The 14020-nt window shown below is 60.4% G+C and carries 14 protein-coding genes; 5 read left to right on the forward strand and 9 right to left on the reverse strand.

All coding sequences use genetic code 11. The annotated features are described in order from the left end of the window. Window positions 1–45: 45 nt before the first annotated feature. The 7 genes from nlpI to queA form a co-directional block, all read right to left on the reverse strand. A complete protein-coding gene (nlpI, locus tag BGO64_RS18220) occupies window positions 46–978 on the reverse strand; it encodes a lipoprotein NlpI (RefSeq protein ID WP_280520777.1) in 933 nt (310 codons plus the stop codon). Between the two features lie 90 nt (window positions 979–1068). Beyond that, window positions 1069–1437, reverse strand: coding sequence for a rhodanese-like domain-containing protein (locus tag BGO64_RS18225; protein WP_286701131.1), 369 nt, complete (start codon window positions 1435–1437; stop codon window positions 1069–1071). Window positions 1438–1537: 100 nt separating this feature from the next. Continuing rightward, window positions 1538–2485 (reverse strand): protein translocase subunit SecF, encoded by a 948-nt coding sequence (secF, locus tag BGO64_RS18230; protein ID WP_010675068.1) that lies wholly within the window; start codon window positions 2483–2485, stop codon window positions 1538–1540. A 9-nt stretch (window positions 2486–2494) separates the two neighbouring features. After that, complete coding sequence (gene secD / locus BGO64_RS18235) at window positions 2495–4348, reverse strand: protein translocase subunit SecD (protein WP_103260284.1); 1854 nt, start codon at window positions 4346–4348, stop codon at window positions 2495–2497. Window positions 4349–4366: 18 nt separating this feature from the next. Further along, window positions 4367–4702 carry a preprotein translocase subunit YajC gene (yajC, locus tag BGO64_RS18240; RefSeq protein ID WP_010675070.1) on the reverse strand — a complete coding sequence of 112 codons (336 nt, stop codon included), beginning with the start codon at window positions 4700–4702 and terminating at the stop codon, window positions 4367–4369. Between the two features lie 50 nt (window positions 4703–4752). Next, window positions 4753–5889 (reverse strand): tRNA guanosine(34) transglycosylase Tgt, encoded by a 1137-nt coding sequence (tgt, locus tag BGO64_RS18245; protein ID WP_045524416.1) that lies wholly within the window; start codon window positions 5887–5889, stop codon window positions 4753–4755. 118 nt (window positions 5890–6007) lie between these two features. After that, window positions 6008–7075, reverse strand: a complete 1068-nt coding sequence (gene queA, locus BGO64_RS18250; protein WP_010675072.1) for a tRNA preQ1(34) S-adenosylmethionine ribosyltransferase-isomerase QueA — start codon at window positions 7073–7075, stop codon at window positions 6008–6010. Between the two features lie 211 nt (window positions 7076–7286). Between queA and BGO64_RS18255 the strand changes: the two genes are divergently transcribed. From BGO64_RS18255 to ahpF, 3 genes are all read left to right on the forward strand, one after another. Beyond that, window positions 7287–7733: a CBS domain-containing protein gene (locus BGO64_RS18255; protein ID WP_010675073.1), complete on the forward strand. Its 447-nt coding sequence runs from the start codon at window positions 7287–7289 to the stop codon at window positions 7731–7733. Between the two features lie 629 nt (window positions 7734–8362). Continuing rightward, a complete protein-coding gene (gene ahpC / locus BGO64_RS18260) occupies window positions 8363–8929 on the forward strand; it encodes an alkyl hydroperoxide reductase subunit C (RefSeq protein ID WP_010675074.1) in 567 nt (188 codons plus the stop codon). A 142-nt stretch (window positions 8930–9071) separates the two neighbouring features. Next, window positions 9072–10658, forward strand: coding sequence for an alkyl hydroperoxide reductase subunit F (ahpF, locus tag BGO64_RS18265; RefSeq protein WP_286701132.1), 1587 nt, complete (start codon window positions 9072–9074; stop codon window positions 10656–10658). 71 nt (window positions 10659–10729) lie between these two features. On the opposite strand, the gene BGO64_RS18270 is transcribed toward ahpF, so the two are convergent. Beyond that, window positions 10730–12049: an MFS transporter gene (locus BGO64_RS18270; protein WP_286701133.1), complete on the reverse strand. Its 1320-nt coding sequence runs from the start codon at window positions 12047–12049 to the stop codon at window positions 10730–10732. A 116-nt stretch (window positions 12050–12165) separates the two neighbouring features. On the opposite strand from BGO64_RS18270, the gene BGO64_RS18275 reads away from it, so the two are divergent. Beyond that, window positions 12166–12411 (forward strand): PA2433 domain-containing protein, encoded by a 246-nt coding sequence (locus tag BGO64_RS18275; RefSeq protein WP_286701134.1) that lies wholly within the window; start codon window positions 12166–12168, stop codon window positions 12409–12411. A 124-nt stretch (window positions 12412–12535) separates the two neighbouring features. On the opposite strand, the gene BGO64_RS18280 is transcribed toward BGO64_RS18275, so the two are convergent. Beyond that, window positions 12536–13285, reverse strand: coding sequence for a class I SAM-dependent methyltransferase (locus BGO64_RS18280; RefSeq protein WP_286701135.1), 750 nt, complete (start codon window positions 13283–13285; stop codon window positions 12536–12538). A 228-nt stretch (window positions 13286–13513) separates the two neighbouring features. On the opposite strand from BGO64_RS18280, the gene BGO64_RS18285 reads away from it, so the two are divergent. Beyond that, window positions 13514–13996 carry a VOC family protein gene (locus BGO64_RS18285; RefSeq protein ID WP_286701136.1) on the forward strand — a complete coding sequence of 161 codons (483 nt, stop codon included), beginning with the start codon at window positions 13514–13516 and terminating at the stop codon, window positions 13994–13996. Window positions 13997–14020 lie beyond the last annotated feature (24 nt).

The raw sequence follows: 14020 nt of genomic DNA on the forward strand, positions 1-14020 counted from the left end.
AGGCCTCGTCAAGAGGCCTTTTTCATGGGGTTCAAACCCGTTTAGTCACGCTTTGCCGCTCTTGCCCTGGGCTCCGGGTGGCTGGGGCTTGCGCGCCATCAGTTCCAGCTCCAGCAAGGCATAGCGATGCTCGATGAAGTCATAGACGTTGTTGGCCAGCGCCAGCTTGAAGTAGCTGATGGCTTCCTTGCGGTTACCCTTGGCCAGCTCGAACTTGCCGAGGTAGAAGTAGGTCTCGCACAGGCGCTCGGCGAGCTCCCTGTTGTCCTTGACCCCTTTCACCACGTTGCTCATCAACTGGGTGGCATTGATGTCGCCCGTATAGAGGCGCACCAGATCCCAGTTCCAGGCGTCGTCGTCATACTTGTTGAGCCGCTCGCGCATCCGGCTCATGGCCGCCGGTCCGTTGAGCTTCTGCTCGGCCAGATAGAGCCAGATCACCCGATAAGGGTCTTCTGGTTGCGCCTCGTAGAAGCGCTTCATATCCGCCGCGGCAAGCTCGGGACGATTGCCGTAATAGAGCGCGATTCCCCGGTTGAGATAGGCGTAATCGTAATCCGGGGCGAGCTCCAGGGCGGAGTCGAACGCCTCATAGGCCTCGTCGTAGTTCTGCTGTTGAACCAGATAGACACCGATGAAGTTGTAGGCCTCGGCAAAATCCGGCTTCTCCCGCAGGGCGCGGTTGAAGTCGAGTCGCGCCAGGGAACGCAAGCCCACCCGGTCAAACACCACGGCACGCTCATAGAAGAGTTCTGCCCGCTGTTCGGTCGTCAATTCCATTTCACTGAGCATCTGCCCGAGTCGCGCCAACGCCAACTCGCTCTGGTAGGAGACCTGCAAGGGGGTCGCCAATACCAGTGAAGCGGGTTGCGGCTTGGGAACTTGAGGCGCTTTTACCTGACTGCTACTGCTGCAACCCCACAAGGGGAGCAACAACAGGATACCCGTGAGGTATCCAATCCCTATCCTGACGTTCAATGAACACTCCGACGCTTACGCTTGACCCCGCATATGGTAAAGATCACGGGGCCGTTTGTCATGTGGCGCAGCCCCTCTCCCTCAAATAAATCAGGATTCGACAGGGTATCCGGCATCGCTCCAGCCGCGAAAGCCTCCATCGACGCTGACGACCCGGGAATAACCCATCTTGTGCAGGTTATCCGCCACCAGGATGGAGCGAAATCCCCCACCACAATAGAGGTAGAGTTCGGTGTCGGGATCCGGATACCGGGTCTCGATGTCACGCTCTATCACCCCACGCCCGAGATAGGTGGCCCCCGGCAGATGGCCCCTGGCCCACTCGCTCTCTTCGCGCACGTCGAGCAGATGAAATGCTCGGCCCTCATCCTGCCAGCGCTTGATCTGGTGCACATCGGTTTCCTGCACCTGCGGGCGGATGGCCTCTACCAGGGCCAGAAAACGGGGATTGTGTTGCATGGGCTTGCTCCTTGCTTTGGGTAATGGATGCTGGGTTGTGGGGAGCATCATGACTCACCCCGGCCACAAGAGAAAGGGCGCCTTGCGGCGCCCTTGTCTGTTACGGCAGGATCTCTTGCTGATCCGCGCCCTCTTTTTCCACCTGGGTCGGCAGCATGTGCTCCCGCTTGATCCCGAGGAACATGGCTGAGGCGCTCGCCACATAGATGGAGGAGTAGGTCCCGAAGGCCACCCCGATCACCATGGCGATGGAGAAACCGTGGATCAGAGGCCCGCCTTTGAGCAGCAGCGCCACCACCACCACGAAGGTCAACCCCGAGGTGATGATGGTCCGGCTCAGGGTCTCGGTCATGGAGAGATCCATGATCTCCGCGGTGTCCCCACGGCGTACCTTGCGGAAATTCTCCCGCACCCGGTCGAACACAACGATGGTGTCGTTCAGGGAGTACCCCACCAGCGTCATCAGCGCCGCCAGCACGGTCAGGTCGAACTCGTACTGGAAGTAGGCAAAGATGCCGAGGGTGATGATCACGTCGTGAGCCAGGGAGAGGATGCCACCCGTGGCCAGACGCCACTCGAAGCGCACCGCCACGTAGATCAGGATACAGATGATGGAGGCCAGCATGGCCAGGGCACCGTCGGTGGCCAGCTCGTCACCCACGGAGGGACCGACGAACTCGACACGCTTGAGCACGGCGCTCTCGTCGACCAGCTTGGCGGCCGCCAGGACCTCGTTGCCCTGCTGCTCGACCTTGACGCCCTCTTGGGGGGCCATGCGCACCAGCACATCACGGCTGGAGCCGAAGAACTGCAGGGTCGCCCCGTCAATCTTCTGCTGATCCAGCGCCTCGTGCATCTTGTCCAGGCTCACCGACTGCTGGAACCCCACCTCGATGGTGGTACCGCCGGTGAAGTCCAGCCCCCAGTTCAGGCCTCGATCGTACAGAACGTAGAGGGCGAGCACCGTCACCAGAGCAGAGAGGACCATACCCAGCTTGGCGAAACGCATGAAGGGGATGGGCTTTTCAAAATGTAGAATTTGAAACATGTCTCTTCCTTAGATCGGCAGCTTGTCGATGCGCCGTCCACCCCAGGCCAGGTTGATGATGGCGCGGGATACCGTGATGGCAGTGAACATGGACGCCGTCAGGCCGATCCCGAGGGTCAGGGCGAAGCCCTTGATGGCACCGGTACCGATACCGAACAGGATCACGCAGGTGATGAGCGAGGTGACGTTGGAGTCGGCGATGGTGGAGAAGGCGCGATCAAAGCCCAGGTGAATGGCTTGCTGCACCCCGCGACCATTGCGGATCTCTTCACGAATACGCTCGTAGATCAGCACGTTCGCATCCACCGCCATCCCCAGCGTCAACACGATACCGGCGATGCCCGGCAGGGTCATGGTGGCCCCCGGGATCATCGACATGATACCGACGATGAGCACCAGGTTCATGGTCAGCGCCAGATTGGCCACCCAGCCGAAGGCACGGTAGTAGATCCCCATGAAGAGCACGATCACCAGCATGGCCCAGCCGATGGCTTCCATCCCGCTGTCGATGTTCTGCTGACCCAGGCTCGGGCCTATGGTGCGCTCTTCGACGATCTGGATCGGGGCAATCAGGGCACCGGCACGCAGCAGCAGCGCCAGGTTGTGGGCTTCGTTGGCGTTGTCGATCCCGGTGATGCGGAACTGGCTACCCAGGCGAGACTGGATGGTGGCGACGTTGATCACCTCCTCCTGCTTGCGGAACTTGCGCTTGCCGTCCGGACCAGGCTGACCCACCGGCTTGTACTCGATGAAGACGGTCGCCATGCCTTTGCCAACGTTGTCCTTGGTAAAGTTGGCCATCTTGTTGCCACCCTGACCATCGAGCTTGATGTTGACCTGGGGACGGCTGTATTCATCGAAACCGGACTGGGCACCCACGATGTGGTCACCGGTCAGGATCACGCGCTTTTGCAGTACCACGGGACGACCGTTGCGATCGTTGTAGACCTTGGAGCTCGGCGGCACGCGGCCTGCGGCAGCGGCCTGGATATCGGCAGCCTCATCGACCATGTGGAACTCCAGGGTCGCGGTGGCACCCAGGATCTCCTTGGCACGGGCGGTGTCCTGGATCCCCGGCAGCTCGACGATGATACGCTCGCCGCCCTGCTGCTGGACCAGCGGCTCGGCCACACCCAGTTCGTTCACCCGGTTACGGATGATGGTGATGTTCTGCTCGAGGGCATACTTCTTCACCTCTTTGATCTTGGCTTCGCTCAGAGTGGCCAGCAGGATGAAGTCATCCCCTTTCTGGTCGGTGGTGAAGACAAGATCCGCATTCTGGCGACGCAGGAAGGAGAGTGCCTTGGCCTGATCGGCCTCGTCACGGAAGACCACCTGCACCTGATCCCCGACCCGGCGTACACCGGAGTAGCGGATCTTCTGGGTGCGCAGCTCGGCGCGGAAATCCTGCACCATCTGTTCCTGCTGCTTGGCCAGCGCTTCGGCCATGTCCACTTCCATCAGGAAGTGCACACCGCCCCGCAGGTCAAGACCGAGCTTCAGGGGCGCCGCGCCGATGGCCTCAAGCCAGGCGGGGGTGGAGGGTGCCAGGTTGAGGGCGGTGATGAAATTGTCGCCCAGCTTGTTGGCCACGATATCGCGCGCCTTGAGCTGGTCTTCGGTGTTGTTGAAACGGATCAGGATGAAGCCGTGCTCGAACGCCGCATGCTTGACCGGGATCTTCGCCTCGTCGAGGGTTTCCTTCACCTGATCGAGGGTTTCTAGTTTGACTTCGGCACCACGGCTGGCAGAGACCTGCAAGGCCGGGTCTTCGCCGTAAAGATTGGGGGCTGCATATAGAAAACCGATGGCGATCACGACGATCACCATCAGGTATTTCCACAGCGGATAGCGATTTAACACGCTGTGCTCCTCGGGAGATTAGAGGGACTGGATAGAACCCTTGGGCAGAACGGCAGAGACGAAGTCACGCTTGATGGTGACCTGGGTCTGATCGTTCAGGGCCAGCACAATGTAGTCGCTGTCGGCGGAAACCTTGGCGATCTTGCCGACCAGGCCACCGGAAGTGAGCACTTCGTCGCCCTTGGAGAGGGAGCTCATCAGATTGCGATGCTCCTTGGCACGCTTGGCCTGGGGACGGTAGATCATGAAGTAGAAGATGAGACCGAACACGGCCAGCATGATGATCATTTCCATGCCACCACCCTGTGCTGCCGGAGCCGCGCCTTCTGCATACGCCTTGGAGATAATGCTCATTTAACAACCTCTTATTGATGTAGATTTGAATACTAACTTATATGTCGTTGTTATTTCACGTCATTTTCAGCCAGTGGAGGCACAGGCTTCCCTTGCCGACGGTAAAACTCAGTTACAAAGTCGTCTAATTTACCCTGCTCGATCGCGTCCCGCAAACCCTGCATCACGCGCTGGTAATAACGCAGGTTGTGGATGGTATTCAGACGGGCACCGAGGATCTCGTTGCACTTGTCCAGATGGTACAGATAGCTGCGGGTGTAGTTCTTGCAGGTGTAGCAATCGCAGTCCGCATCCAGGGTGCTGGTGTCTTCCCGGTACTTGGCGTTGCGGATCTTGACCACCCCATCGGTGGTAAAGAGATGACCGTTGCGGGCGTTGCGGGTCGGCATCACGCAGTCGAACATGTCGATACCGCGGCGCACCCCTTCCACCAGATCCTCCGGCTTGCCCACCCCCATCAGGTAGCGCGGCTTGTCGGCCGGAATTTTCGGGCAGACATGGTCAAGGATGCGATGCATGTCCTCTTTGGGCTCACCCACGGCAAGACCGCCGACCGCGTAACCGTCGAAGCCGATCTCAAGGAGACCGTCCAGCGACACATCCCGCAGCGGTTCGTAGACAGAACCCTGGATGATGCCGAACAGGGCGTTCTTGTTGCCGAGTGCATCGAACTTGTCACGGGAACGCTTGGCCCAGCGCAGGGACATCTCCATGGACTTGCGCGCTTCCTCGTAAGTGGCCGGGTACGGGGTGCACTCGTCGAAGATCATCACGATGTCGGAACCCAGATCGTACTGGATCTCCATGGACTTCTCGGGGTCGAGGAAGATCTTCTCGCCGTTGATGGGATGACGGAAGTGCACCCCCTCCTCGGTGATCTTGCGGATGTGCCCCAGACTGAACACCTGGAAACCACCGGAGTCGGTCAGGATCGGCCCCTGCCAGTTCATGAAGTCGTGCAGATCGCCGTGGGCGCGCATCACTTCCTGACCCGGGCGCAGCCAGAGGTGGAAGGTGTTGCCAAGCAGGATCTGGGCACCGCTCTCACGTACCTCTTCCGGTGTCATCCCCTTGACGGTGCCGTAGGTGCCGACCGGCATGAAGGCCGGGGTCTGGACCACGCCACGCTCGAACACCAGTTGACCGCGACGGGCACGCCCATCGGTGGTTTTCAATTCAAATTTCATTGCTACCTCTATTCAGTCAGAGAAACAGTCTGACAACAAAGGGCCCGAGGGGCCCGGTAATATGAAGCCGGCCGGCATACTGACAAGCAGGGCCTGAACGACTTCTGAAGGGCAAGGCTTAACCCTGCACCCGGCGACGGGTGACGAACATGGCGTCCCCGTAGCTGAAGAAACGGTACTGTCCCGCCACGGCGGCCTGATAGGCGGCCATCACGTTGTCATAGCCGGCAAAGGCGCTGACCAGCATGATCAGGGTGGATTCGGGCAGGTGGAAGTTGGTGATCATGGCATCGACCACCTGGAACTCGTAACCGGGGAAGATGAAGATGTCGGTGTCATTGAAGAAGGGCGCCAGCGGCTTGCCCTGGGCCAGGGTCGCCTTGGCCGCACTCTCGAGGGATCGCACCGACGTGGTCCCCACCGCAACCACACGACCGCCGCGGGCGCGGGTCGCCGCGATGGCATCCACCACCTCCTGGGGCACTTCGGCGTATTCCGAGTGCATGTGGTGATCTTCAATCTTGTCGACGCGCACCGGCTGGAAGGTGCCCGCCCCCACGTGCAGGGTCACGAAGGCCATCTCCACGCCCTTGGCACGGATCTGCTCGAGCAGCGGCTCGTCGAAGTGCAGACCGGCGGTCGGCGCCGCCACGGCACCCGGCTTCTGGTTGTAGACGGTCTGGTAGCGCTCCTTGTCGGCATCCTCGTCGGGACGGTCGATATAGGGAGGCAGCGGCATATGGCCGATGGCATCCAGAATGGTCAGCACAGGGCGCGGGTCCAGGAAGTGGATCTCGAACAGAGCGTCGTGACGGGCACGCATCTCGGCCTCGACGGGCACGCCGTCGGCACCGCCATCCAGAAGGAGGCGGGTACCTGGCTTGGGGGACTTGGACGAGCGGACGTGCGCCAGCACGCTGTGCTCGTCCAGAATGCGCTCCACCAACACCTCCAGCTTGCCGCCGCTGGCCTTCTGGCCAAACATGCGGGCCGGAATGACACGGGTATTGTTGAACACCAGCAGATCGCCGGGGTTGAGCTGGTCAAGCACATCGACAAAATGACCGTGGCGCAGGGCGCCGGTTTGACCATCGAGCTGCAGCAGGCGGCTAGCGGTACGCTCCGCCATGGGATAGCGGGCAATCAGCTCGTCTGGCAGATCAAAATGAAAATCGGATACTTGCATCTTTCACCTCGGGGGAATCGGCGGCTAGTCTAGTTATCCCCCTCTTCCAAGGCAACCCAAAAGACTAAAAACCCAAGGAAGACAAGGGATAGCGGGCCATTTTGTGAGGCTGGGCCCGTTAAAAAACCTTTAAGGTTTTGTATTGACCCCGATCATGTTCTGGCGACGGGGGCTGGGCTAGGGTGGAAGCAGACACACAAGGAGGCCCACCATGATGACCCTCTCCGAGATCATGACTGAACACCCCTTTACTCTGGGTCCGGAAAACAGCGTCAAGCAGGCGATGGAGCTGATGCAGCAGGAGCGGATCCGTCACGTTCCCATCGTCGATGAACACCAGCATCTGCTTGGTCTGGTCACCCTCTCGGACATCCTGGCCACCCGTGAATCCAAGCTGCTGCTGATCAACCCCGAGCGGGAGGCGGAGTTCACCGACAGCGTCCAGCTCGACGAGATCATGACTCGTCAGGTGGCGAGCGTGGATCCCCACGCCGGCATCAAGGAGGCGGCCCTGTATCTGCAGCGCCACAAATATGGCTGTCTGCCGGTACTCAAGGGGCGCAAGCTGGTTGGCATCGTCACCGAGTCGGACTTCATCGCCGTGGCCATCAATCTGCTGGAGCTGATGGAGGAGCAGGAGCCCCCAACCGACTTTTGATCTTAAAATTCTGTAATAAAATTACAATAAAAGCGTTTTCAGCCTAATTTAACGGCTATTTAAGTGAAACACTTTCAATTTGACTGTAAAATTACACCACAAAACTTGCGTTGTGACATTCATCACACTATGATGCCCACCATGCAATGGTTGCCGAAGAGGAGATGAGGATTGTGCACCCGCCATCTTCTCTTCATATGTCTGCAAGTTTGCACACCCCGTAGTTAGTCTTTGCTGTAAAGCATATTTATCGCCATTCCTTGTTTGATGACCCGGCCCTGTCTGTGCGACGGCGCCGGGATTTTTTTATCCCTCTTTTTTCTACTGCGCCGCCTCGTCTGCCCCCTTCTCTGCTCACGCAATGAAAACAAATCCGGCCCAGCCCTTGAAAATGTGACATGCAGGACAGAAATTGAACTTCGACAATGAGTTATCTCCGAAGGCCTGAGATATTCATGTTAGGTACAGTTGTGATGATCTATCTAATAAATAGATTTATGTGATTCAAAATTGTGGCTTTGACCGATTAGAAAAAGTCACTATGATGACTCCATCGAAAGTTAAGCGCCTCGTCTGGCACGACTCTTCAACACCAGACAGGCATATGTACATCACCAAGGAGCAAATACATGTCTACCTACATCAACACTGAAATCAAGCCGTTCAACGCCACCGCCTACCACAATGGCAAATTCGTTCAGGTGTCTGACGCTGACCTGAAAGGCAAGTGGTCCGTGGTGTTCTTCTACCCGGCTGATTTCACCTTCGTCTGCCCGACCGAGCTGGGCGACCTGGCCGACAACTACGCCGAATTCCAGAAGCTGGGCGTCGAGATCTACGCCGTCTCCACCGACACCCACTTCACCCACAAGGCCTGGCACGACACTTCTGACACCATCCAGAAGATCCAGTACCCGATGATCGGCGACCCCACCGGCACCATCACCCGCAACTTCGGCGTGATGATCGAAGAAGCTGGCCTGGCTGACCGCGGTACCTTCGTCATCGACCCGCAAGGCGTCATCCAGATCGTTGAAATCAACGCTGGCGGCATCGGCCGTGACGCACTGGAACTGCTGCGCAAGGTCAAGGCTGCCCAGTACGTTGCTTCCCACCCGGGTGAAGTGTGCCCGGCCAAGTGGAAAGAAGGCGACGCCACCCTGGCCCCGTCCCTGGATCTGGTAGGCAAAATCTAAGCCTCCCCGCTCTGAAGACCGGCCCGTTCAAGGGCCGGTCTTGTTTACGGCCCTCAGAAAATGCGCCGGTCTGCTGTGTGGACCTCTGTTTTCTGTATCCGGTCATCGTGCCGACCCGCATTCAGCAAGAAGGAATTCGACCATGTTAGATACCAACCTCAAACAACAACTCAACGGTTACTTGCAGTACATCGTCAATCCCATCGAGATCAGCGTGTCCGGCAATGACAGCGACAAATCCGCCGAACTCCTGGCATTGGCCAGCGAGATTGCCGAGATGTCCCCCAAAATTTCCCTGACCGATGGCACCAATACCCGCAAGCCTTCCATGAGCATCGCGCCCCAGGACCAGGCCCCGCGCGTGCACTTTGCCGGCATTCCCATGGGTCATGAATTCACCTCCCTGGTGCTCGCCCTGCTGCAAAGCGGCGGTCACCCCTCCAAGGCCGATCCGGCCGTGCTGGAGCAGGTGAAGAACCTCAAGGGCGAGTTCCACTTCGAGACCTATATTTCACTCTCCTGCCACAACTGTCCGGACGTGGTACAGGCCCTGAACCTGATGTCCACCCTGAACCCCGGCATCACCCACACCATGATCGACGGTGCCCTGTTCCAGGATGAGGTGAACGAGCGTCAAATCATGGCGGTCCCGAACGTCTACCTGAACGGTCAGCCGTTCAGCCAGGGCCGCATTTCGCTGGAAGAGATCGTTGCCAAACTCGACACCGGCGCTGCCGAGCGCAAGGCGCAAGAGCTGAGCGAAAAAGCGCCTTATGACGTGCTGGTGGTGGGCGGTGGCCCGGCCGGTGCCGCCGCGGCCATCTATGCCGCCCGCAAAGGCATTCGCACCGCCATTGTCGCCGAACGTTTCGGTGGCCAGGTGATGGACACCGTCGGCATCGAAAACTTCATCTCCGTGCCCTACACCGAGGGCCCCAAGCTGGCCGCCAGCCTGGAGCAGCACGTCAAGCAGTACGGCGTGGATGTGATCACCGAGCAGCGCGCCGCCGCCATCAGCAAGGATGGTTACGTCAACGTGGATCTCGCCTCCGGTGCCACCTTGAAGAGCCGCGCCGTGATCCTGGCAACCGGTGCCCGCTGGCGCGACCTGAACGTGCCGGGTGAACTCGAGTATCGTACCAAGGGTGTGGCCTACTGCCCCCACTGTGACGGCCCCTTCTTCAAGGGCAAGCGCGTGGCGGTGATCGGTGGCGGCAACTCCGGCATCGAGGCGGCCATCGATCTGGCCGGCATCGTCGAGCACGTCACCGTGGTGGAGTTCGCCGATACCCTGCGTGCCGACGACGTGCTGCAGAAGAAGGCCCGTTCCATGGGCAATATCGACATCATCATGAGCGCCCGCACCACCGAAGTGATCGGCGACGGCAGCAAGGTGGTGGGCATGGACTACGAAGATCGCACCACCGGCGAGATCAAGCATCTGGCTGTGGCCGGCATCTTCGTCCAGATAGGCCTGGTGCCGAACACCGAGTTCCTCAAAGGAAGCGAGATTGCCCTGACCCGCTTTGGCGAAATCGAGATCGATACCAAGGGTGCCACCTCCCTGCCTGGCGTCTATGCCGCAGGGGATGCCACCACGGTACCGTTCAAGCAGATCATCATCTCCATGGGGGCAGGTGCCACCGCCGCCCTGGGTGCGTTTGATTACCTCATTCGCAACCCGGCGCCGGAAGCACAAGCTACCCAGGCCGATGCCGTGACCGCCTGATAACAGCCGCTCAACAAAAAACCGACTCCCTGGAGTCGGTTTTTTTATCCCTGTCGTTGGGTCGGCAGCCTTCAACGCCCTTGCGGCGCGTCCCTCTCCTGCCCCTCTTCACTCACCGCTCTCTCTTCTGCATCAGGCGCGGCATAGCTCGCCGGCACTGCCTCCCCTTCCAGATCCGTTCTTGGCTCCAGCTCCGCCGTCATGGGGGTGTTGGGGGGCACCGGCATGAAGACCTGATGCTCCGTCAGCGGAATGGGGGCTCGCTTACGCCTGCGCCAGCCGAGATAGGCCGACAGCAGCAGACCGCATAGGGCAAAGTAGACGAACAGCCCCTGTGGTCCGAACGTCGCCATGGTAAAGGGGGCCAGCAGCGGACCCGTCATGGCTCCCAGGCTGTAGGCAAGCAGCAGCCCCTGGTTTGCCCCCAGCACCTGATCCGGGCGCAGTTCATCGCAAGCATGGCTGAGGCTCAAGGGATAGATGGAGAACGCCATGCCCCCCAGCAGGAAGACAAGAGTCCCCTCGACTGGCTCGCGCCAGGGCTCCGGCAGCAGCACCATCAGCAACGCGATCAGGGTCAGCAGGGCGCAGAGCAGCAGGATCACCAACCGTCTGTCGTAACGATCAGATGCACGCCCGATGGGATATTGCAGACACATCCCCCCCAGGATCACCAGCGCCATCATGTCCGCCACCTGGGAGAGGGAGGCGCCGCTGTCGGTGAAATAGAGCGGCAACAGCCCATAGATGGCCCCGAGGATGAGGCCCGAGGTAAAGCTGCTACCCATTCCCGCCGGAGTGAGGCGCACCAGCTCCAGCACTCCCACCGGCTGGGGTGCCACCATGGCCGGCGTCGCCACTCGGGAGAGAGCCAGAGGCACCACGGAGAGAGTCGCCGCCATGGCGCACAGGGCGAACGGCGTCAGCACCATGGGGTCCACCTGCTTGAGCAGCAGCTGGCCCAGGGCAAGTGAACCGTACAGCAGGATCATGTAGAGGGACATCAACCGCCCCCGGTTCGCCGGGGTGCTTGAGACCAGCATCCAGGACTCCAGCACCACGAACAGGCCGCCGGTGGCAAACCCCCCGATCAGCCGCAGCGCCGCCCAGGTGACAGGCTCCACCACCATGCCGTGCAGCAGAAACAGAAAACAGAGCAGGGAGGCATAAGCCGCATAGGCCCGGATATGCCCCACCCGGATGATGAGGCGGGCATTGATGAAGGTCCCCAGCACCAGGCCGCCGAAATAGGCAGCCGACACCAGACCGATGGCCTGGGCGGACACCTGCTCGGCGGAGAGACGCACCGTCAGCAGGGTATTGAACAGACCGTGACCCAGAATGAAGATCACCAGACTGGTCAGGGGGGACAGCAACCTTGTCAGTGCCATGGAGCCTCCTCGCAATAAAAGGGTCATGGTAGCCCCTGCCTCCCGCCCCCTTCAACCCGAATGCCCTCCCCCTGCGGGGCTATGCTTGACGGGAACCCCACATGGAGATCCGAAAGATGAGACTCATACTGTTGTTGGCCGCCCTGCTCTTTTGCGGCAGCGCCCTCGCCTTCCACTGCCCCATGGACATGAAGAAGATAGACGACGCCCTGGCCGCAGGCCCCGCCCTCAGTGCCGAGCAACTGGCCGAGGTGAAGCAGTTGAGGGCGGACGGAGAGACCCAGCACAACGCGGGCAAGCATCAGGAATCGGTCGATACCCTGGCCAAGGCCATGGCCATTCTCAGCATCGATCAGGGCTGATACCGCCCCTTCGCCGCGCGACGGTCTCTTTCGCATCGCCCGGATACAGACCGCCAAAATGAAACAAGGCCCTCGCCATCACTGGCGGGGGCCTTTTCACTGCGGATGTCAGCGCTGAACGGGGCTACACCCGGCCACTGTAGACCAGAGTGCAATAGTTGAAGGCTATCTTGCCGTCAACGGCGTGGCGAGCAAACTCGCGGCGAACGAGCGCCGTCATCTGATCGTGGGCCGGCGTGCCCGCCACAGGCGCATAGGAGGAGGAGTTGAGCCGTCCAAGCACCCCGTCAAGATCGAATAGCTGGCTGTTCTCGAAGCGATCGAGCCGGTACTCCCCGGTGAAGAAGGCGCGAAAATCCGCCTCACCGAGGTTGCGATGATTGACCTCCTCGTAATCCCCCGAGTAGGCGTGCAGCCCCTCTTCATAGGCCTTGAGAAACGGGGTGTTCGTCAGCCTGTCATTCCAGATGAGGGCGACCTGGCCACCGGGCTTGAGCAGCCGCTGGCACTCCTGCCGAAAAGCCGCGCGATCGAACCAGTGAAACGCCTGGGCGACCGTCACCAGATCCATCGCCCCCGTGGGCAGGCCCGTGGCTTCCGCACTGCCGTGCAGCCAGCCGATGTTCCCCACCTGAGCGAGCAGCCGTTTGGCGGCAGCCCGCATATCGTCATTGGGCTCCACCGCCCAGACCCGCGCGACCCGGGGGGCCAGCAGGGAGGTCAGGATGCCGGTGCCCGCGCCGATGTCCGCCACCTGGGCCTCTGGCCCCATGGCCAGCTCCCTTGCCAGAAAATCCAGCATGGCGGCGGGATAACCGGGCCGATATTTCACATAGGCCTCGACCCGGGTCGAGAATCGCTGGGTACTGTCCATGGCAGACTCCTCTCTTGCTGCGGCCTTCATGCCGGCTCCCGGCCTGGTGACCAGGATCCCCATGCCACTACACTTGACCCCATCATGCAAGCCCCAAGCGGGTGGCAAACGGCGTACAGGCTGGCTTGCCACCCAGCAAAACAGCAGGCGCTGCGGGCGACAGGATACCCATCGGGGCGCCCGCTCACGGGCGTCGAAGGACAATTACCAGGATGGAGCTGCGACACAATGAGACCAGTCAAGAACAGGATTTGCCTCTGGTATGACGGGGATGCTGAGGAGGCGGCACGGTTTTACGCCAGCCTCTTCCCCGACTCCGCCGTCGGTGCCGTACACCGGGCCCCGGCCGACTATCCCGCCGGCAAGGAAGGGGATGTGCTGACGGTCGAGTTCAGGGTGATGGGGATCCCCTGCCTCGGCCTCAACGGCGGGCCCGGGGTCCGCCACAACTGGGCGTTCTCGTTTCAGGTGGCCACCCAGGACCAGGCCGAGACGGATCGCTACTGGCACGCCATCATCGACCATGGCGGTCAGGCGAGCGAGTGCGGCTGGTGTCAGGACAAGTGGGGCATCTCCTGGCAGATCACCCCTCAGGTCCTCATCGAGGCGATAAGCGATCCCGACCCCGAGGCAGCGAGACGCGCCTTCGAGGCCATGATGCAGATGGACAAGATTGACATTGCCACCATCGAGGCGGCGCGCCGGGGTTGAGGCGACCATAACCCTCAACATCTC

The sequence above is a fragment of the Aeromonas sp. 62-46 genome (assembly GCF_001898585.1).
Taxonomy (GTDB): domain Bacteria; phylum Pseudomonadota; class Gammaproteobacteria; order Enterobacterales; family Aeromonadaceae; genus Aeromonas; species Aeromonas caviae.